This window comes from Nocardia sp. NPDC005366, assembly GCF_040606855.1.
Taxonomy (GTDB): Bacteria; Actinomycetota; Actinomycetes; order Mycobacteriales; family Mycobacteriaceae; genus Nocardia.
In genome coordinates, this window is sequence record NZ_JBEXFQ010000001.1 from 371,841 (window position 1) to 392,770 (window position 20,930).

At 67.2% G+C, this 20,930-nt stretch carries 17 protein-coding genes; 13 read left to right on the forward strand and 4 right to left on the reverse strand.

The features are described from left to right. Positions 1 to 25: 25 nt before the first annotated feature. Complete coding sequence (locus tag ABZS43_RS01620; RefSeq protein WP_355033849.1) at positions 26 to 1,846, forward strand: hypothetical protein; 1,821 nt, start codon at positions 26 to 28, stop codon at positions 1,844 to 1,846. 15 nt (positions 1,847 to 1,861) lie between these two features. Here ABZS43_RS01620 and ABZS43_RS01625 read toward each other — a convergent pair whose 3' ends face one another. Further along, entirely contained in the window at positions 1,862 to 3,847 is a 1,986-nt protein-coding gene (locus tag ABZS43_RS01625) for a glycoside hydrolase family 15 protein (RefSeq protein ID WP_355033850.1), read from the reverse strand. A gap of 119 nt (positions 3,848 to 3,966) precedes the next feature. Here ABZS43_RS01625 and ABZS43_RS01630 point away from each other — a divergent pair, with 119 nt between their 5' ends. After that, positions 3,967 to 4,230, forward strand: a complete 264-nt coding sequence (locus ABZS43_RS01630; protein WP_355033851.1) for a hypothetical protein — start codon at positions 3,967 to 3,969, stop codon at positions 4,228 to 4,230. 66 nt (positions 4,231 to 4,296) lie between these two features. Here ABZS43_RS01630 and ABZS43_RS01635 read toward each other — a convergent pair whose 3' ends face one another. Together ABZS43_RS01635 and ABZS43_RS01640 are read right to left on the reverse strand one after the other, a co-directional pair. Further along, positions 4,297 to 5,355: a M48 family metallopeptidase gene (locus ABZS43_RS01635; protein ID WP_355033852.1), complete on the reverse strand. Its 1,059-nt coding sequence runs from the start codon at positions 5,353 to 5,355 to the stop codon at positions 4,297 to 4,299. Positions 5,356 to 5,528: 173 nt separating this feature from the next. Then, positions 5,529 to 6,143, reverse strand: coding sequence for a hypothetical protein (locus ABZS43_RS01640; protein ID WP_355033853.1), 615 nt, complete (start codon positions 6,141 to 6,143; stop codon positions 5,529 to 5,531). A gap of 416 nt (positions 6,144 to 6,559) precedes the next feature. Between ABZS43_RS01640 and ABZS43_RS01645 the strand changes: the two genes are divergently transcribed. Beyond that, positions 6,560 to 8,158 (forward strand): GMC oxidoreductase, encoded by a 1,599-nt coding sequence (locus ABZS43_RS01645; RefSeq protein WP_355033854.1) that lies wholly within the window; start codon positions 6,560 to 6,562, stop codon positions 8,156 to 8,158. 180 nt (positions 8,159 to 8,338) lie between these two features. On the opposite strand, the gene bla is transcribed toward ABZS43_RS01645, so the two are convergent. Further along, the gene (gene bla / locus ABZS43_RS01650) at positions 8,339 to 9,280 is read right to left on the reverse strand and encodes a class A beta-lactamase (protein WP_355033855.1); all 942 of its coding nucleotides are present in this window, start codon (positions 9,278 to 9,280) and stop codon (positions 8,339 to 8,341) included. A 167-nt stretch (positions 9,281 to 9,447) separates the two neighbouring features. Here bla and ABZS43_RS01655 point away from each other — a divergent pair, with 167 nt between their 5' ends. The 10 genes from ABZS43_RS01655 (at position 9,448) to ABZS43_RS01700 (ending at position 20,815) form a co-directional block, all read left to right on the forward strand. Next, positions 9,448 to 10,323, forward strand: a complete 876-nt coding sequence (locus tag ABZS43_RS01655) for a LysR family transcriptional regulator (RefSeq protein WP_355033856.1) — start codon at positions 9,448 to 9,450, stop codon at positions 10,321 to 10,323. Continuing rightward, the gene (locus ABZS43_RS01660; protein ID WP_355033857.1) at positions 10,320 to 11,219 is read left to right on the forward strand and encodes a serine hydrolase; all 900 of its coding nucleotides are present in this window, start codon (positions 10,320 to 10,322) and stop codon (positions 11,217 to 11,219) included. Before ABZS43_RS01655 ends, ABZS43_RS01660 begins: the two co-directional genes overlap by 4 nt. Positions 11,220 to 11,309: 90 nt before the next feature. Further along, entirely contained in the window at positions 11,310 to 11,399 is a 90-nt protein-coding gene (locus ABZS43_RS01665) for an Ms4533A family Cys-rich leader peptide (RefSeq protein WP_332909208.1), read from the forward strand. A gap of 193 nt (positions 11,400 to 11,592) precedes the next feature. Further along, the gene (locus ABZS43_RS01670) at positions 11,593 to 12,639 is read left to right on the forward strand and encodes a sulfate ABC transporter substrate-binding protein (protein ID WP_355033858.1); all 1,047 of its coding nucleotides are present in this window, start codon (positions 11,593 to 11,595) and stop codon (positions 12,637 to 12,639) included. Between the two features lie 214 nt (positions 12,640 to 12,853). Further along, positions 12,854 to 13,666: a sulfate ABC transporter permease subunit CysT gene (cysT, locus tag ABZS43_RS01675; RefSeq protein WP_355033974.1), complete on the forward strand. Its 813-nt coding sequence runs from the start codon at positions 12,854 to 12,856 to the stop codon at positions 13,664 to 13,666. Further along, on the forward strand, positions 13,663 to 14,469 hold the full coding sequence (gene cysW / locus ABZS43_RS01680; RefSeq protein WP_355033859.1) for a sulfate ABC transporter permease subunit CysW: 807 nt from the start codon (positions 13,663 to 13,665) through the stop codon (positions 14,467 to 14,469). Before cysT ends, cysW begins: the two co-directional genes overlap by 4 nt. Then, positions 14,466 to 15,458: a sulfate ABC transporter ATP-binding protein gene (locus ABZS43_RS01685; protein ID WP_355033860.1), complete on the forward strand. Its 993-nt coding sequence runs from the start codon at positions 14,466 to 14,468 to the stop codon at positions 15,456 to 15,458. Before cysW ends, ABZS43_RS01685 begins: the two co-directional genes overlap by 4 nt. Before the next feature lie 350 nt (positions 15,459 to 15,808). After that, positions 15,809 to 16,810, forward strand: coding sequence for a diiron oxygenase (locus ABZS43_RS01690; protein ID WP_355033975.1), 1,002 nt, complete (start codon positions 15,809 to 15,811; stop codon positions 16,808 to 16,810). A gap of 13 nt (positions 16,811 to 16,823) precedes the next feature. Beyond that, positions 16,824 to 18,416, forward strand: a complete 1,593-nt coding sequence (locus ABZS43_RS01695; protein WP_355033861.1) for an FAD-dependent oxidoreductase — start codon at positions 16,824 to 16,826, stop codon at positions 18,414 to 18,416. Between the two features lie 428 nt (positions 18,417 to 18,844). Continuing rightward, positions 18,845 to 20,815, forward strand: coding sequence for a hypothetical protein (locus ABZS43_RS01700; RefSeq protein ID WP_355033862.1), 1,971 nt, complete (start codon positions 18,845 to 18,847; stop codon positions 20,813 to 20,815). The last annotated feature ends 115 nt before the right edge of the window (positions 20,816 to 20,930 follow it).

The following is a 20,930-nucleotide window of genomic DNA, read 5'->3' on the forward strand; positions in this document are numbered from 1 at the left end:
TCGTCAACCAGGATTAGGAGGAGGCTTGTCTGCCGCAGCCGGGCTGGAGTCCGCGACGGTAAAACATCCCGACGCGATGGCGCCTCTCATCCGGATCCTGGACGAACTGCGGGAGATGACCCGGGCGGCTGGACGCGACGATCTCACCGGACGCCTCGGCATGGTCCGCGCGCGCGTCGGTGACCCCCGGGTGCGCCTTGTGGTCGTCGGCGATCCGAAGAACGGCATGAGCACCCTGGTCAACGGCCTGGTCGGCGCCCAGGTCAGTGCTACCGACAGTGCGCTGAGCGTGCCGGTGATCGCCGAGTACGGGCCCCGATCGACGGCGACCCTGGTGAAATCGGTCGGCGGCGGACGTACCGAACGTCTGCCGGTCGATCCGCTCGACCCGGGGCCCGCCCTGCGTGCCGAGGGTGTCATCCGGGCCGAATTCACCGAGCCGAGTCCCCTGCTTGCCGACGGCATCGTCGTGATGGACGCCCCCGGCGCTCCCGTCGACGAGCACATCACGTGGTCGATGATCGCGGCGGCGGACGCGGTGCTCTACGTCGTGGACGCGGGCAGTGAGCTCAGCGCCGAGCAGCTCGGCTATCTGGAACGGGTGCGGCAACTGTGCCCGACGGTCATCTGTGTACTCAACAAGATCGATATCTACCCGCATTGGGCGCATATTCAGCAGCGCGACCGGGAACTGCTCGACGGGGCAGGACTGAGTTTCGCGGTAGCCCCTGTATCGGCCCTGCTGCACCGCCAAGCGACGTCGTCCGGGTACCAGATGGCCGGGAATTACCAGCGCGATATCGAATCCGGAATGCCGCAGCTGATCGACCATCTGCGCGATTACGTAGTGGCCCGCGCCGATTCGGTCGCGCTGGAATCCGCCGTCCGCGATATCCGGCTGGTCAGCGATCACCTGGCCATGACCTTGCACAGCGAGGCCGAGGCGTTGCGTGATCCGCGGCGCAAGGCCCAGATCACCGAACAGCTCGGCATAGCCCGCGACCAGGCCGAACAGCTCCGTCAGCGCACCGCCAACTGGCAGGTCACCCTGGTCGACGGCAGTACCGAACTGATGGCGGATATCGAGCACGATCTGCGCCACCGGCTGCGCAGTCTGGTGCGCGACGCCGAAGCCGAAATCGCGCAGACGGATCCGGCGCGCGGCTGGAAGGAATTCGGCACCGATCTCGACGCGCGGATCTGCGAGGCGGTGGAAGAGAATTTCGTGATGGCGCACTACCGCGCGGTGGAGCTGTGCGAGCAGGTCGCCTCGAAATTCCCGGCCGACAATCGCACCCCCGCGCTGGCCGATCTGCGCCTGGAGAATCCGGGCGACGCACTCGGCCCGGTGGCCCCGCTGGAACCGCTGGAGAGTGCGAAAGCCGGTGTGACCCAGCAGTTCCTGTCCGGTCTGCGGGGCTCCTACGGCGGCATCCTCATGGTCGGCCTCGCCACCAGTCTGCTCGGCATGTCGCTGGTGAACTGGTATTCGGCGGGCGCGGGCGTCCTGCTCGGCGTGAACGCCCTGTGGGACGATCGCAAGAACCGCATCGTGCGCCGCAGGGCCGAGGCCAAGGTCGCCGTCGCCCGGTTGATGGACGACGTGATCTTCCAGGTGAGCAAGGAATCGCGTAATCGCCTGCGCGCCATGCAGCGTTCGCTGCGTGACCATTTCACCGAAATCGCCGCCGAGACCATGCGTACCGCGGACGAAGCCCTGCGCGCCGCCGAGGAGGCGTCCGGCAAGTACGGCGATCGGCGCGAGGAGCGCATCGCCGAACTCGACAGCCGACTTGGCAAGCTGCGCGCCGTCAGGGATCGCGCCGACCAGTTGATCGGCGCGTAGTCCGGCGTCTCCCGGTCAGTGGGAATGGCTCGCCGGTGTGTGGGCGGGCTGGAAATTGCCCGCCGGGCGCGAATCCTCGGCCCTGATGACATGGGTGACGGCGTTGATCAGCGCGAGGTGGGTGAACGCCTGCGGGAAGTTGCCGAGGTGACGTCCGCTGCGCGAATCGATTTCCTCGGCGTAGAGGCGCAGTGGACTGGCATAGCCGAGCAGCCGCTCGCACAGATGCCTCGCCCTGCGCACCTCGCCGATCTCCACCAGTGCCGACACCAACCAGAACGAGCAGATGGTGAAGGTGCCCTCGGGGCCGGTCAACCCGTCGTCGGTGGTCTCGGTGTGATAGCGCAGCACGAGTCCACGCTCGGTGAGCCGGTCGGCGATGGACAGGACGGTGGCGCGCACCCGATGGTCGTCGGGCGGGAGGAATCGCACGAGCACCACGAGCAACAGTGAGGCGTCGAGGGTGTCGCCGCCGTAGATCTGGGTGAAGACGCCGTCCTGGTCGACGCCGTTGGCGAGGATGTCTTCCTTGATCTCCTCGGCTATGGCGTACCACTGGGTAGCGCGCTCGATCTGACCGTGCATTTCCGCCAGTTTCGCGCCACGGTCGAGCGCGACCCAGCACATCACCTTCGATGAGGTGAAATGCTGCGGTTCCCCGCGGACCTCCCAGATGCCCCGGTCGGGTTCGCGCCACCGTGCGATGGCCGCGTCCACCTGACGTTCCAGCAACGGCCACAGGGTTTCCGGCACTTGGCCGCGCGATTTCACGTGCAGGTACACCGCGTCGAGCATGGTGCCCCAGATATCGTGCTGATCCTGGTTGTAGGCGCCGTTGCCGATGCGGACCGGACGAGCGCCGTCGTATCCGCGCAGGTGGGGCAGTTCGATCTCGGTGAGTTCACGTTCTCCGCCGATGCCGTACAGCACCTGGAGCGGCACCGCTTCCCCGTCGTCGGTGGTGGTCGCGTCGTTGAGGAAGGCGAAGAAATCGTCGGCTTCGCGGTCGAGGCCGAGGGTGTACAGACCCCACAGCGCGAAACTGGCATCCCGCACCCAGGTGTAGCGGTAGTCCCAGTTGCGCTCGCCGCCGGGGCTTTCCGGGAGCGACGTGGTCGCCGCCGCCATCAGCGCGCCGGTCGGCCGGTAGGTGAGGCCCTTGAGGGTCAACGCGCTGCGCTGCAGGTAATTGCGCCACGGATGATCGGGGAAGTTGCCGAGGGTGATCCACTGCCTCCAGCATTCCGTGGTCGCCCACATCTTCTCGGCGGCCTCCTCGAAGGTTTTCGGCGCGGGCAGCTCCGACCAGGTCAGTGCGACGAAGACCTCGTCGCCTTCCTTCATGCGGGTGCGAGCGCGGGCCTCACGGCCTTCCAGTCCGAGGCGCAGATCCGTGGTGAGCACCAGGGTCGGACCGACGGTCGGATCATTGGCGCGGATCGCGGTGGCTTCCTCGTAGACCTTGCCGGTGTACTCCCAGCGCGCGGCGGCGCGGTGGTAGTCGAAGGCGGGCTCGCAGCTCATCTCCAGCTCCACCGTGCCGTTCACGCATTTGACGGTGCGCAGCAGCATATGTTCGGCATCCCAGTCCATCGGGGTGCGGCGGTGGGTCTTGCTGCGCTGGTCGTTGTTGTGCCACCCCCCGAGCACCAGCGCGTCGCGCACGATCAACCAGCCGGTCGCGGTCTGCCAGGTGGTTTCCAGGATCATTCCGCCCGGCAGGTAGCGCCGAGCCGACGGGACATTGATCCCGTAGGGGCCGATCCGGAAATGGCCCGCGCTGCGATCGAGTATCGCGCCGAAGATACTGGGGGAGTCGGGGCGCGGCACACACATCCATTCGACCGCTCCGTTGCTCGCGATCAGGCAGGTCGTCTCGCAGTCGGACAGGAACGCGTAGTCGTCGACCGGAGGGAAGGCGCCGTGGCCCGCCCCGGTCAGCGCGGTCGGCACGGGCAGGTCGTCGGGCTCGTCGACTGTCAGATCATCGGTTGACGCCATACCCCATCTTGGTTTGCCCGCGGCTCCGCCGTCCACTGTGTGCGCCGAAGCGCCCCCGCGCGGGAGCCGGAAGCGAACGCATGTCCGGATCCTCAGGTTCGCCGTCTAGGCTGAATGGCGTGCATCGCATTGCAGGTTGGTGGGACGGCTTCGAGCTGTGGATCGCGGGTTTGCCGTTCCTCCCGCAGTTCCTGGTGGTTCTGGTCGGCATCGTCCCGATCAGCTTCGCCATCGCGTTCGCGCTCGATCGCGCGTTGCGCGAGGTCATGCGCCTGCTCGGCCGCGATCGGGCCGAGGCCGAGGCCATCGCCGCCGCCGAAGCGGCCATGCTGGCCCCGGCCGCCGTCGCGATCCGCGTACACGCGAAGAGCGGTGCGCGCTGATGCCACGCTCCCGCGTTCAGCTCGCTCTGATCGCCTTGCTCGTCTTCGTCGTCCTGGCCTGGTTGATCACTCGTTAGTTCCGGAGCGCCAGTCGTTGAGACGTTTCCCGATCTTGGTCACCGTTTCGCCGACCTCCTGACCGACGGTGTCGACCACGGAGCCCACATCGCGCCCGAGGGTGCGCACGGTCCGGATCAGCGGATCCTCCGACTGGTCGAAATTCTGCTTGTAGGCGCGTGCGGCTGCCCTGACCTCGTCGCCGATCCTGGCGTTCTTGTCCTGTGCGCGGCGCGGATAGTCGCCTGCCACGATGCGCCCGTATTCGCCGGACTGGATCCAGCGTCGCAGTTCGGCGGCGCGCAGCACCGAGAACGGATGCGATTGCAGCTCCAGATTCAACAGTTTGAGCACACCGTCGCGGAGGTCGCCGGAGCGGTCGTAATCGTCGGCCTGGGCCAGGAAGGCCCCGTGATTCATCTCCTCGACCCAGGTGCCGCCCGCCGTCTTCATGTGCACCCGCACCGAGGCCTCGACATCCTGCCCGCACAGCAGACCCGCCCGGTCGCCGGACAGTTCCGATTTCCGGCTCCACTCCATCAACGCCGCGACGATCGCGCGTAAGGCCCAGCCGCCCACCGGCATCCAGCCGACGGAGGCCGTAATGCGCAGCAGATGCATCAACATGGTCCGGTACACCGCGTGTCCGGACAGCGCGTGCCCGAGTTCGTGGCCGATCACGAACCGGAGTTCCTCGGTATCCATCAGATCGATCAGCCCGGTGGTGAGCACGATGAACGGCGCGTCCATGCCGATCGTGAATGCGTTCACCTGCGGGCTCTGGAGGACGAACATCTCGGGTGTGGTGCGCGCGTCGAGGATTTCCACGCAGTCCTGCCGCAGCTGATGTAGCGACCGGAACTGCCGCTCGTCGACCCGCACCGCGGTCGCCAGATACATCAGTCGGTGCTGGCGTTCCTGCAACAGTCCCGACAGTGTGCGCAATACCGCGTCGAAACCGGTGAGCGAGCGCAGCGTCACCAGTGCGGTGCGATCGGCCGGATGCTCCCACGCGCGCGTGCTGATTCCCGGCATCCTGGTGCGGACCCGGTCTGGGCTGTTGATCATGGGTTCGGGCTCCCCCCTCTATCCATCGAAATCGTCGGCTCCAGTCTGCCCGCTCGCGCGGGTGGGCGACAGGGGCTCGGACCGGAAAACGGTGTGCACCAGAGGAAATGGCTTTCATCCGCCGTTCGCGGGTGCGGTCCGGGCCGAGGAACCTGAATGACCGCGACAGCCTGTCACAGATCCAGCCTGGCGATCACGGTGACGGGCGGCGTCAGCAGTACCTCCCACAGTGTGCGCCCGAAGAATTCGCCCGCTTTCGCCGTGCGCGGATGTGGTTGCTGCGACCAGTACAGATCCGCCCAGTGCAGACAGCTCTGCATCGGCCCGGCGCGCATCAGCGACATATCGGCGCGGAAACCTTCGGCGGCCGTCTCCACGAGCCATAGGCGGGCCCCCGCGCCGCCGTGCCGGGTGACGAATTCCGCGACGTCGTCGAGGGTTTCGAAGGCGAAGATCGACTGGAACCGGGAGGGCGCGTGCGGATAGCCGGTCAGGCGAACCCAATCCCACATCAGCTCGAGACCGGTGTCGCGGTCGGCGACGACATGGGTGACACCGGTCCGGTCGACGATATCCACGCGGAAGATCCGGGTGAGGTAGCGCTCGCCGTGCGGGGAGATGCCCGCCGGGAATGCCTTATACGTTGCCGCGTGGCGGCCGAGCCCGAGTACGGCTCCCCGGGACAGGGACTTTCCTCTGTCGAGGTGGAAGTAGGTCGGCATACCCTCACCGCTGTCCCGAAGTTCTCTCGGCTTACGGTACCGCCGATAGTGCACGCGCACAGACATTTTGGATACTTCGGACCCAGTTCTGGCCGCTGGCGCATCGAGGACCGCTGCGCCGTCGCCCCGCGCGAGGTGCGGACCGGTAGGTCTCCCTCTTGACTCAATCGTTATCTTCGCGCAGACTAACCGAACCGACCGGACATTACTGTCCGGTAAGGAGTTCGGATATTCGTCGGTGTGGAAGGAATCCGCATGGCCAGCAATGATTTCGCCGCGCGTTATCGCTGGTGGATCCGCTGCCGCGGGCTCTACGAAGATCCCCGGGTCACCCCCGACGGCGATGACGGACAAGATGTGCCGGATTCCGCGTCGGCCGACCCGAGTCGCACAGTCTGGTGCGGTCTCAGACGCCGGAACTGATTCCGGTCTGGCCGGGCCTGTCCACTCCGGGCAGCTGCCCCACTCACGAAAGTGTGTCTATGCCTTCAATTACGCGCCGGTCACTGCTGACCGGGGCCGCCGCAGCCGGTGTCCTGATGGTCGCCTCGCGCAATTCCGATCGGGCGAACGGGATCGCCGCGCGGGTCAACAGCGTCCCGCTCACGCGCGAGGAGCATCGCGTCGTCGTCATCGGGTCGGGCTTCGGCGGTGGCGTGACCGCGCTGCGCCTGGCCGAGGCCGGTGTCCAGGTCCTGGTGCTCGAACGCGGTATGCGCTGGCCGACGGGGCCGAACGCCGATACCTTCCCGCGCGCATCGGCCCTGGACAAGCGTCTGCTGTGGTACAAGTCCAGCCCGAATCTCTTCGGCACGCCGCTGTTGTTCGAGCCGTACACCGGGCTGATCGAGGCGGTTCCCGGCGAGAACATGACCACGCTGTGCGCCTCGGGCGTCGGCGGCGGATCGCTGGTCTACCAGGGGATGTCGCTGCAACCGAGCGAAGCGGTGTTCAACACGCACTTCCCGCAGGAACTGGACTGGCAGCGGATGGACCGGATCCACTACCCGCGGGTGTCGAAGATGCTCGGCTTGGCGGTGGCTCCCGACGAACTCGTCGCCAGCCCGCAGTACGCGGCGGCGCGCATCTTCGCCGAACACGTGCGCAGGGCGGGGATGCCGCTGGAGAAGATCCCCATGCCCATCGACTGGAACTACGCCCTGGCCGAATTGCGCGGCGAGATGCGGGCGTCCTACACCAACGGCGACGGCGCCATGGGTGTGAACAACGGCGGCAAGCATTCGGTCGACGTCACCTATATCGCCGCCGCCGAGGCGACGGGACGGGTGCGGGTGGAAACCCTGCATCAGGTCACCGATGTCGAACGCGCACCAGACGGCCGCTGGACCGTGCATGTGGAACGGCTCGACACCACCGGAACGGTGCTGGAGAACAAGATCATCACCGCGGGCACGCTGGTGATGGCGGCCGGAACGATGAACACCACCCGACTGCTGATGCGCGCCTCGGCCAAGGGCGCGATCCCGGATCTACCCGACGGGCTCGGACAGAACTGGGGTTCCAACGCCGACCGGATCTACGTCTGGAACAACCTCACCGAGGATTTCGGCACCGCGCAGGGCGGGCCGGTGGTCTACGGCAGCAAGAACTGGGATGACGATCCCTACGCGGCGCACACCATCATCCAGGCGTCGATCCCGCCGTTGCAGGTGGATCCGAAGAGCACGATGATGGTCGGCTACGGCGTCAGCACCGGTCGCGGCACTTTCGTCTACGATTCGGCCGCCGACGACGCGGTCCTGCACTGGCCCCACGAAGGCGACCACGAGATCCAGGAAAAGCACATCGGGCCCGCCGCGCACAAGATCGCGGGCCCCGGCAGTGTGCTGCTCGACACCAACGCCCTGTTCCCGTCCACCTGGCACCCGCTGGGCGGCGCGAGTATCGGCACCGTCTGCGATCTCGACGGCCGGGTATTCGGCCAGCGCGGTCTGTACGTCCTCGACGGTGCGCTCATGCCGGGTAATACCGCCGCCTGCAATCCGTCGATGACGATCGCCGCGGTGGCCGAACGGGCGCTGGATAATCTGGTGGTCCGCGATGTCGGCTCGGTGATCTGAACTCGCTGTCGCGGTAGGCCGTTGGCGCGCGGAGCCGGAAAGTTCTCCGCGCGGCCGGGTTACGCGCTCGACGTCGCCGTGGCCTGGCCGCCGGAGCGGCTCAGCTCATCTGCCGCCGGAGCGACTCCGTTCATCTGCCGCCGGAGCGGCTCCGTTCATCGGCCGCCGGAGCGACTCCGTTCATCGGCCGCTCGACGGATACCCCAGGGTCTGTACGGCGATCCGGGCCGCCTCGGCGACCAGCGCGTTGTCGGGCGCGGCCTGCTGCTCGGTTTTGGTGGTCAGCACCGCGATGACCAGCGGGGAGCGGCCCGGCGGCCAGGCCACGGCGACGTCGAGCGCGGAACCGTAGGCGGGAGAACCGGTTTTGTCGCCGACGGTCCAGTCGGCGGGAAGGCCCGCGCGGATGCGTTTGCCGCCGGTGGTGTTGGCGACGAGCCACGATGTCAACCGGGCGCGTTCTGGTTCGGCGAGAGTGTCGCCCACCACGAGCCTGCGATAGTCGGCGGTGAGTGCGGCGGGGGTGGTGGTGTCGCGTTCGTCGCCGGGGATCGCGGTATTCAATTCCGTCTCCCAGCGATCAAGCCGCGAGGTCGAATCGCCGAGGGAGCGCAGGAACGCGGTGAAGCCCTCCGGCCCACCGAGGAGTTTCAGCAATTGGTTACCCGCGGTGTTGTCGGACAGGGTGATGGCCGCCTCGCACAGTGCGGCGACGGTCATGCCGGTATCGACGTGTTTCGCGGTCTCCGGTGAGGCGTCGACGATGTCATTCGCGGAGTAGCGGATCACCTGGTCGAAGTAGCCCGAGGACAGGGGATGGTCGCGCAGCAGGGCTCCGCAGGCGAGGCCCTTGAAAGTGGATGCCATCGGGAATCGCTCGCCGTCGCGGTAGGAGACGACGCGGCCGTCGCCGGTGTCAACCGCGTAAACCCCTAGTCGTGCAACAGATTTCGATTCGAGTTCGGCGAAGGACGGTGCCGTCGGCACGGATGTGCTCGCGGGTGTCGCCGGATCGGCGGCCGAACCGCACGCGGTGGTCACGGCCATCGCCGACACCGCGAGCGCGGCGGCGAACAGGCGTTTACGGTGTGGCCGGTTTCGGGTCGTTGCTGAGGAAGTCACCGCCGCAGGACACCATCGCGACGCGACGCGGGGCCAATATCGCATCCGGGTCCGTACGAGTCGACCTCGCTATCGTCGCAGGCCCGTGCCCCTCGATCGGCCACCGCGCTGGTCGATACTCGCCGCGATGATCCGGCCGCGTCCGGCCGCCTTGGTTCAATGGCCGCATGGATCTGATCCGCCACCTCCGCTTCTTCGTCGCCGTCGCGGACGAGAGGCATTTCGGCAGGGCGGCGGTGGCACTCGAGATGACCCAGCCGCCGCTGTCACAGGGGTTGCGGCGCTTGGAACGTCATCTGGGCGTCGACCTCATTCATCGCACCCGCCAGGGCGCGGTACTCACCCCGGCGGGACTGCAATTGCTGCCGCGCGCCCGGTTGCTCGTGGACGACGCGGCGCGGTTGCTCGCCGAATCGCAACGGATCGCCCACGCGCGCGGCGCCGTGCACTGGGGCGCGACCGCGGCGCTGCCCGATCGGGTGGTCACCGCCGGTGTGACGGCGCTTCGCACGATGGTCGGTGCGGGCGCGACGGTCGCCACCACCGTGGATGCCTCGGTCGATCTGGTCGTGCGGGTGCGCGGGGGACTGTGCGATGTGGCGGTGATCGAACATCCCGCCCTCGTGGAAGGCGTCGAGGTCGGGCCGGTGGTGAAACTGCCGCGTTGGCTGGTCGCGCCCGCTGATCATCGCAGCGCCCTCGTCGAACGTCCGAACTTCCCGATGCTCGCCGGACTCGCCTTCGCGCACGCTCCACGCGCGGCGAACCCGCCCGCTTTCGACACGGTGGTCGACCTACTGCGTGAACGCGGCCTCGACGCGCCGATCGTCACGGTACGCGACGATCGCGCCCTGCTCGCCGCCGTCGCCGCGGGTTCCGCATTCGGGCTCACGACCGCACCGCCCGCGGCCACACCGGGGGTGAGCTGGCTGCGGATGGCCCCGCAGGCGATCGCGCTGCGGGTTCGTGTGGTGCGCAAACACGGGGCCGACGCGCTCGCCGACGCGGTGGATCGGGTGCTGTACCGGGAGCGTCTGCGGTGAGCGGGGCCGAGGACCGGATTCGCGCGGTCTTCGCGGACGCGGGCTGCTCCGGCTGGCTGCATGCCCGCCGGTGCGACGACTCCGCCGGTGAGGTCTCGATCGAAGGACGCTCGCGGGTGGTGACCGCCTCCGTCTACAAACTGCCGCTGTTCGTCGCTTTCTGCCGCGGCGTCGACGCGGGGCGGATCGATCCGACCGCCCGGCTCACGGTGCTGCCGTCGGACTGCACGCCGGGGCCGACCGGTATCGCCGTCCTCCATGATCCGGTGACGATGAGCCGTCGCGATCTGGCGACGTCGATGATGACCGTCTCCGATAACGCGGCCGCGGATGTGCTGCTCGGCGAGGTCGGCCTCGGTGCGGTCGAGGATCTGCTCGCCGAGCTCGGTCTCACCGAGACGCGAGTGGTCGGCGGCACGGCCGACCAGTACCGCGGCCTCGTCCGCGACACCGATACGCACACCACCGCCGAGGCGTTCGCCGCGTTGGCCGATAACGACGAGGCGTGGTCGGTCTCGGCCTACGACCCTTCGTATACGAGCGCGACCACGCCGGAGGAGATGACGCGGCTGCTGCGCGCGATATGGACCGGCGCGGTGCTCTCGCCCGCGCGAACCGATTTCGTGAGGTACGTCATGCGCAGGCAGCCGTGGTCGCATCGGATCGCTTCGGCATTCCCGCATCGAGGGGTATCGGTGGCCGGCAAGACAGGAACCATCGGGGTGATCCGCAACGAGGTTGCCGTGGTGGAATTTCCAGGAGAATTTCCGGTCGCGGTCGCCGTGTTCACCCGTGCGGCGCGGGCGGATCCGGTCCTGCCCGTGGTGGATGCCGCGATCGCCGAGGCCGCTCGAATCGCCGTCACCGAGTTGCGTCGTCCGCTGCAGGAAAAATGACAGCGGCGCAGGTCATGGGATGAAATCGAACTCTGATGCGGAGATCTTTTCGATTCGAACTCGACCCTGAGGCTCTGCTACAGTCAGCCGGTGTCTCCGAGTGCCGTCCCGCTGGTCCGCCATGAATTGGCGTTGATCGCTGTCGGTAACCTCGCGGTCGCGGACATTCTCTGTCGTTGATCGGCGACCGAGCAGGTCTGCGCCCCTCTGCTCCGTAGACTGGCGTGCACCTTTTCGCAGACCTGTTCGTTTCCGACGGCCCGCCGGGGCCGAGTCGCGCCACTGCCGCCGTTCGCGCGGAACGTCTACCCGACACATCTTTTGTCCGTCGCCGCAGTTTTCCCGGCGACGATCCGCAGGAAGGGTCCACCCCATGTCTCGCAAATCTTGGCTCCGCTCGCGCCGCCGCTACGGTGTCGCCGCGCTCACCGCGATCGCGGCAGTAGCCCTCACCGCATGCGGCGGTGGAGCCAGCGACACCGTGGGCGGAGGTGGGGCCGACGGCAGCGGTGGCACCCTGAACCTGTACGCCTACGCCGTGCCGAAGCCCGGCTTCGACAAGGTCGTCCCCGAGTTCAACAAGACCGATGCGGGTAAGGGCGTCGTGGTCAACGGCTCCTACGGCGCGTCGGGCGATCAGTCCCGCAAGGTCAAGGACGGCGCCGAGGCCGACGTGGTCAACTTCTCGGTCGAGCCGGACATCACCCGCCTCGTCGACGCGGGCCTCGTCGACGCGAACTGGAATGCCGACGCCAACAAGGGTATTCCGTTCGGGTCCGTCGTCGCGATCGTGGTCCGTCCCGGCAACCCGAAGGGCATCAAGGACTGGGACGATCTGCTGAAGCCCGGTGTCGAGGTCGTCACCCCGAACCCGTTCAGCTCGGGTTCGGCCAAGTGGAACCTGCTCGCCCCCTACGCGGCCAAGTCCGAAGGCGGCAAGAACCCACAGGCCGGTCTGGACTACCTGGGTCAGCTGGTCTCGCCCGAGCACATCAAGGTGCAGCCCAAGTCGGGTCGCGAAGCCACCGAAACCTTCCTGCAGGGCACCGGTGACGTGCTGTTGAGCTACGAGAACGAAGCACTGTTCTCCGAGCGCAAGGGCGACAAGATCGAACATGTGATCCCGCCGCAGACCTTCAAGATCGAGAATCCCGTCGCGGTACTGAAGAACGCCAAGAACCCGGAGAAGGCCGTCGCCTTCCGCGACTTCCTGTACACCCCGGCCGGCCAGAAGGCATGGGCCGAGGCCGGTTTCCGTCCGGTCGACCCGAAGGTCGCCTCCGACTTCGCCAAGGATTTCCCCACCCCGCAGAAGTTGTGGACCATCGCCGATCTCGGCGGCTGGAAGACCGTGGACAAGGAACTGTTCGCGGCCAACACCGGCTCCGTCGCGGTCATCTACGACAAGGCGACCAAGTAGCTCGGCGATCCGAGCCACCAGCGGAGTGAGTGACGCACCGGGGCTCGCGTGATGAACGCGAGCCCCGGGAACGTCACCGACGAACACGGGATACTGGACGACTGTGACTGACAGCAGCACCGCCGCGACCGAGCCTGCGCCCGGTCCAGGCAGCCCCGAGAAAGCGAGCGGATCCGCCGCAGGCAGAGCCTCATCCGGCCGTTCCAGGTCGCGGTTGTCGTCCTGGCTGCGTGTCAGCGGTTCGGTGGGTCCGCTCGGCATCGCCACCGCGGTGCTCTGGCTCAGCGTCATCGTGTTGCTGCCGCTGGCCGCGCTGACCGTGACCTCCTTCGAAGACGGCTGGTCCGGCTTCTGGGACGCGATCACCGCACCCGCGGCACTGGACTCGCTGCGCATCACCATCTTCGTTTCCGTGATCGTCGCGCTCATCAATGTGGTGATGGGCACGCTCATCGCCTGGGTGCTCGTGCGTGACGAATTCCCGGGCAAGAGCATCGTCAACGCGCTGATCGACCTGCCCTTCGCGCTGCCGACCATCGTGGCGAGCATCGTGCTGCTCTCGCTCTACGGCCCGCAGAGCCCGGTCGACATCCACCTCAACGCGACCCAGCCGGGTCTGGTGGTGGCACTGGCATTCGTCACGCTGCCGTTCGTGGTGCGCTCGGTGCAGCCGGTGCTGATCGAGGTCGACCGCGAGGTCGAACAGGCGGCGCTCTCGCTCGGCGCGAACAATTGGACGACCTTCCGTCGTATCGTTCTGCCGACACTGACCCCGGCGATCATCAGCGGCGGCGGTCTCGCCTTCGCCCGCGCCATCGGCGAATACGGCTCGGTGGTGCTGATCGGCGGCGCCATCCCCCGTAAGACCGAGATGGCCTCGCAGTACATCCAGAAGCAGATCGAGATCGACCGGCCGATCAACGCCGCCGCGGTTTCGGTGGCGCTGCTGGCGATTTCGTTCGTGAGTCTGCTCGCGCTGCGGCTGCTCGCGGACCGCAGCGCGCGAAAGGAACAGGCGAGCCGATGAAACTGTCCGCGCTGACGCGTATCTCGCTGCGCACGGTAGCGCTCGTCTACCTGTTCATCCTGTTGGTGCTGCCGCTGGTCATCATCCTGTGGCGCACCTTCGAAGACGGTATCGTCGCGTTCTTCGATTCGATCACCACACCGGCGGCCATTTCCGCCTTCCAGCTCTCACTGCTCATCGTGGTGATCGTGGTTCCGGTGAACGTGGTGTTCGGCATCGTCACCGCGATAGCCCTCGTCCGCGGGCGGTTCCCGGGCCGCACTCTGGTTCAGGGCATCGTCGACCTGCCGTTCGCGGTGTCACCGGTGGTGGTGGGTGTCGCGCTCATCCTGCTGTGGGGCGCGGGCGGCTGGTTCGGCGGCCTGGAGGATCTCGGCGTCAAGGTGATCTTCAACCTGCCAGGCATGGTGATCGCGACTATTTTCGTCACGTTGCCGTTCGTGGTGCGCGAGGTGGAACCCGTGCTGCACGAGATCGGCGACGATCAGGAGCAGGCCGCGGCGACCCTCGGCGCATCGCGGTGGCAGACCTTCTGGCGGATCACGCTGCCCGCGATCCGCTGGGGCCTGACCTACGGCGTTGTGCTGACAGTGGCCCGCGCACTCGGCGAATTCGGCGCGGTGATCATGGTCTCTTCCGCGCTGCCCGGCCAGTCGCAGACCCTGACGCTGCTGGTGCACGGCCGCTACATCAACGACCACAACACCTTCGGCGCCTACGCCGCCGCCACCTTGCTGATGGCCATCGCACTCGTAGTCCTTCTGTTCATGACCCTCCTCGAACGTAAGCGGGGCGCCAAATGATTACCGTGACAAGCGCGAAGAAGAATTACGGTTCTTTCGCCGCCCTCGACGACGTCTCCCTGGAGATCCCTTCCGGCGAACTGACCGCGCTGCTCGGGCCGTCGGGTTCGGGCAAGTCGACGCTGCTGCGTTCCATCGCAGGCCTCGAGTCGCTGGATTCGGGCACGGTCGTCATCGCCGACCGCGATGTCACCCATGTGTCGCCGCAGAAGCGCGATATCGGTTTCGTCTTCCAGCATTACGCCGCGTTCAAACATATGACCGTGCGCGATAACGTCGCGTTCGGCCTGAAGATCCGTAAGCGGCCCAAGAACGAGATCGCCAAAAGGGTCGACGAATTGCTCGGCATCGTCGGACTCGACGGTTTCCAGCACCGCTATCCGGCCCAGCTCTCCGGCGGTCAGCGCCAGCGCATGGCCCTGGCGCGGGCGCTGGCGGTCGACCCGCAGGTGCTGCTGCTGGACGAGCCCTTCGGCGCTCTCGACGCCAAAGTGCGCGCGGATCTGCGCACCTGGCTGCGCAGGCTGCACGAGGAGGTCCACGTGACCACCGTGCTCGTCACCCACGACCAGGAGGAGGCGCTCGACGTCGCCGACCGGATCGCGGTGATGAACAAGGGCCGCATCGAGCAGGTCGGCAGCCCGGAGGATGTCTACGACCGCCCGGCCAACGAATTCGTGATGTCGTTCCTCGGGGCGGTGGCCCGCCTCAACGGACATCTGGTGCGCCCGCACGATATTCGCGTCGGCCGCGATCCGAGTATGGCGCAGGCCGAACACGAGGGCACCGCGGATTCGGCGGGGGTCACCCGCGCCACCGTGGAACGGGTCGTGCACCTCGGCTTCGAGGTGCGCGTGGAACTGCGCAACGGCGCCACCGGCGATCTGTTCGCGGCCCAGGTCACCCGTGGTGACGCCGCGGCATTGCGTTTGGCCGAGGGGGAGACCGTCTACGCGCGCGCCACCCGTATTCCGGAGTTGCCCGCGTAGTGGGGGAGCGCGTCGGGCCGTAGATCGGCCTCGGCGCGCTGTCGACTCGAGCCCGGCGCAATCCCCGCGTGCGGGCTCGATCCATTCACGGCCTGGATGGCCCCGATATCTCCGCGGCGGTGGAGTGCCGATGGCTCGGGTCGCCGTCGGGGTGCCCGCCGATGTGACGATCGTCCGATCACACCGTCCGCACCGGACTCCGAGCGCCGCGCGAGCACGGGTTATTCCGCCCGTGGCCGGGGAATGTCTCGTGATAGCCGCCGATGCGCGAGGGCGGGTTGACGTCACTCAGTATTGGTGTAACTATTGGACACAGGCAATTGGTCCTATGAGGAGAGGCAGTGACGACGATGTCCGCAGCCGTGACGTCCGCCATCGATCCCGATCTGGCGAGGGCTCAGGAATACGCATCCAAACTGCTGCTGTTGTCGGAGGGCTCCGTCAACAGGCATTTCGACCCCTTCGAAGATATCGACTGGGATCACCCCGACTTCGACGTGAATGCCGGACCGGAGCGCTGGATCCTTCCGGTCTCCGGTGACGCGCTCGGCCGCCACCCCTGGTACCAGGCGCTGCCGCAAGAGCAGAAGATCGCCATCGGCAAATACCGCCAGGCCAATGTCGCCAAGGTGGGTCTGCAATTCGAGTCGATCCTGATCAGCGGCATGGCGACGCATAATTTCGGCCTGCCCAACGGTTCTCCCGAATTCCGCTACTGCTCCCACGAGATGATCGAGGAGCACAACCACACCCTGATGTTCCAGGAGATGGTGAACCGCATCGGGCTCGACGTTCCCGGCATGGGGCCGCTGGTCTCGAAATTCAAGTACATCGGCGCTCCGGTGGCCGCGCTGTTCCCGAACCTGTTCTTCATGGCCGTCCTCGCGGGCGAGGAGCCGATCGACCACATCCAGAAGGCCATTCTGCGTTCGGGTGAGGAAGTGCATCCCATCATGCGCGGGGTGATGGCCATCCATGTCGCCGAGGAAGCGCGCCACATCTCGTTCGCGCACGAATTCCTCGAGCAGCACGTGCCGGAACAGAACGCCGCCAATAAATTCGTGCTGTCCCTCGCGATGCCGCTCGTCATGTGGATTCTCGGCCGCTCGATCTACACTCCGCCGCGGTCGTTCTGGAAGGAATTCGATATTCCGGATCACGTCCGCAAGGAGCTGTTCTACGGCAGCGAGCAATCGAAGCGGGAATTCGCCGATTTCTTCGGCGATGTGCGGACCCTGGCCAAGGATATCGGCCTCATGAACCCGATCGCGCGCGGTGTGTGGAAGCTGTTGAAGATCGACGGCCCCACCACCCGATACCGCTCGGAGCCGCAGCGCGGCAAGACGGCCTGAGCGGCGCCCGAAGATGCCCTACGTCGTCACCCAATCGTGTTGCAGCGACGCGTCCTGCGTCTACGCGTGCCCGGTCAACTGCATCCATCCCACGCCAGACGAGCCCGATTTCCTGACCGCGGACATGCTGTACGTGGATCCGCAGGCATGCGTCGACTGCGGCGCCTGCGCCAGCGCGTGTCCCGTCGACGCCATCACCTCGTCGAAGAAGCTGACCGAAGAGCAGAAGCCGTTCATCGAGATCAACGCCGATTTCTACCGGCAGTCGCGCCCGCGTCCGCTGCTCGCGAAACCGGTGCCGGCTGCCGAGATCCGGACCGAGCGGCAACCGCTGCGGGTGGCGATCGTCGGCTCAGGGCCGTCGGCCATGTACGCCGCCGACGAACTGCTGACCCAGCCCGACGTGTCGGTGACCGTCTTGGATCGGCTGCCGGTGCCGTACGGCCTGGCCAGGTTCGGTGTGGCGCCCGACCACGGTCACACCCGTCGGGTGAGCGACCTCTTCGACACGATCTCGGCGCAGCCCGGATTCGGGTCGTACCTGAATATCGAAGTGGGCGAGCATATTTCCCATGACGAGCTGCTCGGACATTTCCACGCGGTGATCTACGCGGTCGGCGCGTCCTCGGACCGGAAACTGGACATCCCCGGTGAAGGACTGCCCGGCAATGTCTCCGCCACCGATTTCGTCGCCTGGTACAACGGTCACCCGGACCACACGAACGCCGTGTTCGACCTCTCGCAGCCGCGCGCCGTCATCATCGGCAACGGCAATGTGGCCCTGGATGTGGCCAGGATCCTGACCAGCGACCCCGAGGCGCTGGCCGAGACAGATATCGCGCCCCACGCGCTGCGGGCCCTGCGGGAGAGCGGGATCGAGGAGGTTGTGATCCTCGGACGCCGCGGCCCGGCCGAATCCGCTTTCACCGTGCCGGAATTCGTCGGTCTGCTCGGCGCCGATGTGGATATCGCGATCGAGGGCGAGCTGCCCGACTACGGGGCGGAATTGCCCTACCAGGTCGAGCAGAAACTGAAACTGTTGCACAGCGTGCGAACCCGGCCCTTCGGCGCGCGCAAGCGGGTCGTCTTCCGGTACCTGTCCTCGCCGATCGAGATCCTCGGCGTCGACGCGGTGACGGGTATCGACGTCGGCCGCAACGAACTCGTCCTCGGTGCGGACGGGCGACCCAATGCGGTCGCCACCGGCGACATCGAGCGGATCGCGGCAGGACTCGTCCTGACCTCGGTGGGGTACCGGGGCGTGCCGTCGGCCGGATTGCCGTTCGACGACACGGCGGGCGTCATCCCGAATTCGGGCGGTCGGGTACTCGAATATCCCGGCGGCGCGGTACTTCCCGGAAATTACGTCACCGGGTGGATCAAGCGCGGTCCCACCGGTTTCATCGGCACCAACAAGTCCTGCGCGCAGGAGACCGTCCGCGGGCTGGCCGAGGACTTCAATGCCGGGCGGCTGCGTGAACCCATCGGCAGCGCGGCGGATTTCGACAGTTTGGTTCGTGCGCGTCGTCCCTCGGTGCGCGCGGGCGGCGCGACCCTTCGCCCCGCACGTGGTCTGCGGCGGCTGCTGGCGCTGGCTCGCGCCTGATCGCCGCCCGCAGCACGAGGCGTTCGAGCTCCCGCGCGAAACTGGCAGGCCGCAATGGTCTGGTTACCGACCAGTCGGTGTGCGCTATCCCTTTTCTGAAGGCTGATCCGTCGAGCCGGTGAACCTTGCGGAGGGCGGTCCGCTGATCGCTGAACAATAGCGGAATCCGGTACGCCACAGCCGTTCTGCCTCGCGCCGAGATGGGCGGCATGACCGCTTCGGGTCGATTCACCAGCTTCTTCGCCATGGCATCACCATGATTCGCACAATCCATATCAAAACCGCATACGAATCCGTCGAGTGACAGCTAATCTGTGGTGGCTGTTTGGAAGACGACCGCGGCCACATGGCTGGACATGTGCTGGACGTGGTCACGGTGCGTTGACGGGATAGCGATGACTACAGGGCTGGGTTTCAGCATTGGTTCAGTGAACTCCGTAACCGCTGCGGTGAGCGGAGAAGGGCTACGGCCGTCGATCCGTACCCGGCGTACGGCGTTGATATACGACGACGTCGGCGAGGCGGGCGTTTCCGGATCCGGCACGGCTGTCACCGACTTCGCGGATCTGAGCCGCGATCCCGAGCCGGTGACCGTCGTCGGCCGTATCTACTCGCCCGCGAATCTCGTCGCGGTGGTGACCGCGGAGCTCATCGCGGCGGCGGAACCGAGTGCCGGGGTCGTGACGACCTATCCCGCCGCGTATTCCGATAAGCAGGTGGCACTGCTGCGACAGGCGCTCGACCTATCCGGTGCGCGCGATGTACTCCTCGTACCCGAAGCCGTGGCCGCCACGGAGTGGCTGGAATTCGAGCGCGGTCCGCTCGAATCCGGATTCGTCCTCGTCTACGACCTCGGTGGTAACAGTCTCGATCTCGCCGTCGCTCGCGTCGGACCGGACTGGACCGACCACCCGATCGTCGGAAAGCCGCTGCGCTCACATGAATTCGGTGGGCGTCCGCTCGGCGCGATCATCGCGCGCTACGCGCGCGGCGCCACGTCGGACGGGCTGGTCTCCTCGGTAGCGCCCCGCGATATCGAGAACCTGCGCATCGCGCACATCAGGAAATCCTTCGACCTGGTGCGATCGTGTATCCGTTCCAGTGGACGGACCCTGGCCGATATCGACCATGTCCTCGTCGTCGGCGGGGCCGCCAGACCCGCCGAGGTCGCCCGGACCCTCACCGAACTCGGCAGGCCGATCGTGATGTCGGCCGATCCCGGCCAGTGCTGCGCGGCGGGTGCGGCTCATTTCGCCGCGCGGATGTTCGCACCGGCCGACACCGGCGCCCGTGCCCCGAGGGTCGCGGTATTCTCCAGCGCCGCGGTGGCATCCGCGCTGGCCATGTCGGCGGCGACGGTTTTCGGCGGCACCGGCGAGCAGGGACCATCCCCGGTACTCGAGATCGTGCCCGGAGCGGAAGCGCTCACCGAGAATCTGCTCTACGACCCGCAGGGCGAATCCGCCCTCGACCGTGTCATCAGGCAGGGGATGCCCGCGGCGTTGGCCACGACGCCCGCACGCAACAGCCTGGTCGCCCCGATCACGAGTAGTGCCACGATGGGCCCCTCCATCGCCGAATCCGGCCGGACCGCACACCCGGATCCCCGCGCCTGCTGTGAACACCCGCGCACCGGCACGCTGTACGCGGACCCAGCGCACTTCATCAATCCGCTGCCCTTCACTTCCCTGCCCACACCGGGTTCGACATCGGGAAAGCCGATCTCCTGGCCTGCCCCGCCCGAGATTCCGCGGGTGAGTCTGCCCACGTCCGGCGAGAATCCGGATGTCCCGGCCGCACCGGGCCATTCGCTGCCATCGGCCCCCGGTACGGGTACCGGGACGTCGACGAGCGGAGGCGTCGGCGGCAGTGCGCCCGGCGGCGTGGCCGGTGAAACATCGGGCGGTGCGACCACACCGGGCGGTGGGACCGGAGGTGACGAAACCACGGGCGGCGCGACGTCATCGGGTACCGGGGGATCGTCCGCGGGCGTCGGCGGTGGTTCGAAGACGGACACGCCGGGTGGCGGTGAATCCTCCGGCGGCGCTTCCCCACATGGCGGTGGTTCCGCGTCGGGCGGCTCGCACGGCGCCGGTTCGGGCGGTGCGGGTTCGGGCACTGGCGCTTCGGTCGGCGGATCGTCGCCGGGGGCTTCGTCCGCGGGCACTTCACACGGAGGGACGGCGGGCGGCACGAATACCGGGGGCTCCAGGCCGGGAACGTCTGTCGGCGGCGGTATCCCGGGAGGCGGCGCTTCCCCGGGTGGTCCCTCGAGTCACTCGTCCATCGGCGGCGCCGGCGGCGGCCATTCCTCCTCGTCCCCCGGTGGATCGAGGGGCGGGATGGGCGGAACCGGCGGGATGGGCGGGGGCATGGGCGGCGGACCGCGCGGCAGGTGACCGCCGAGGTGACGCGAGCCGCAGAGGTGCGTCGCAGAGGTGCGCCGCGGCGGCACGTCCGGGCGCGGGCTGATGCGGCCCGCCGAATCCGGACGAATCGACCGGCCGTCGGCGA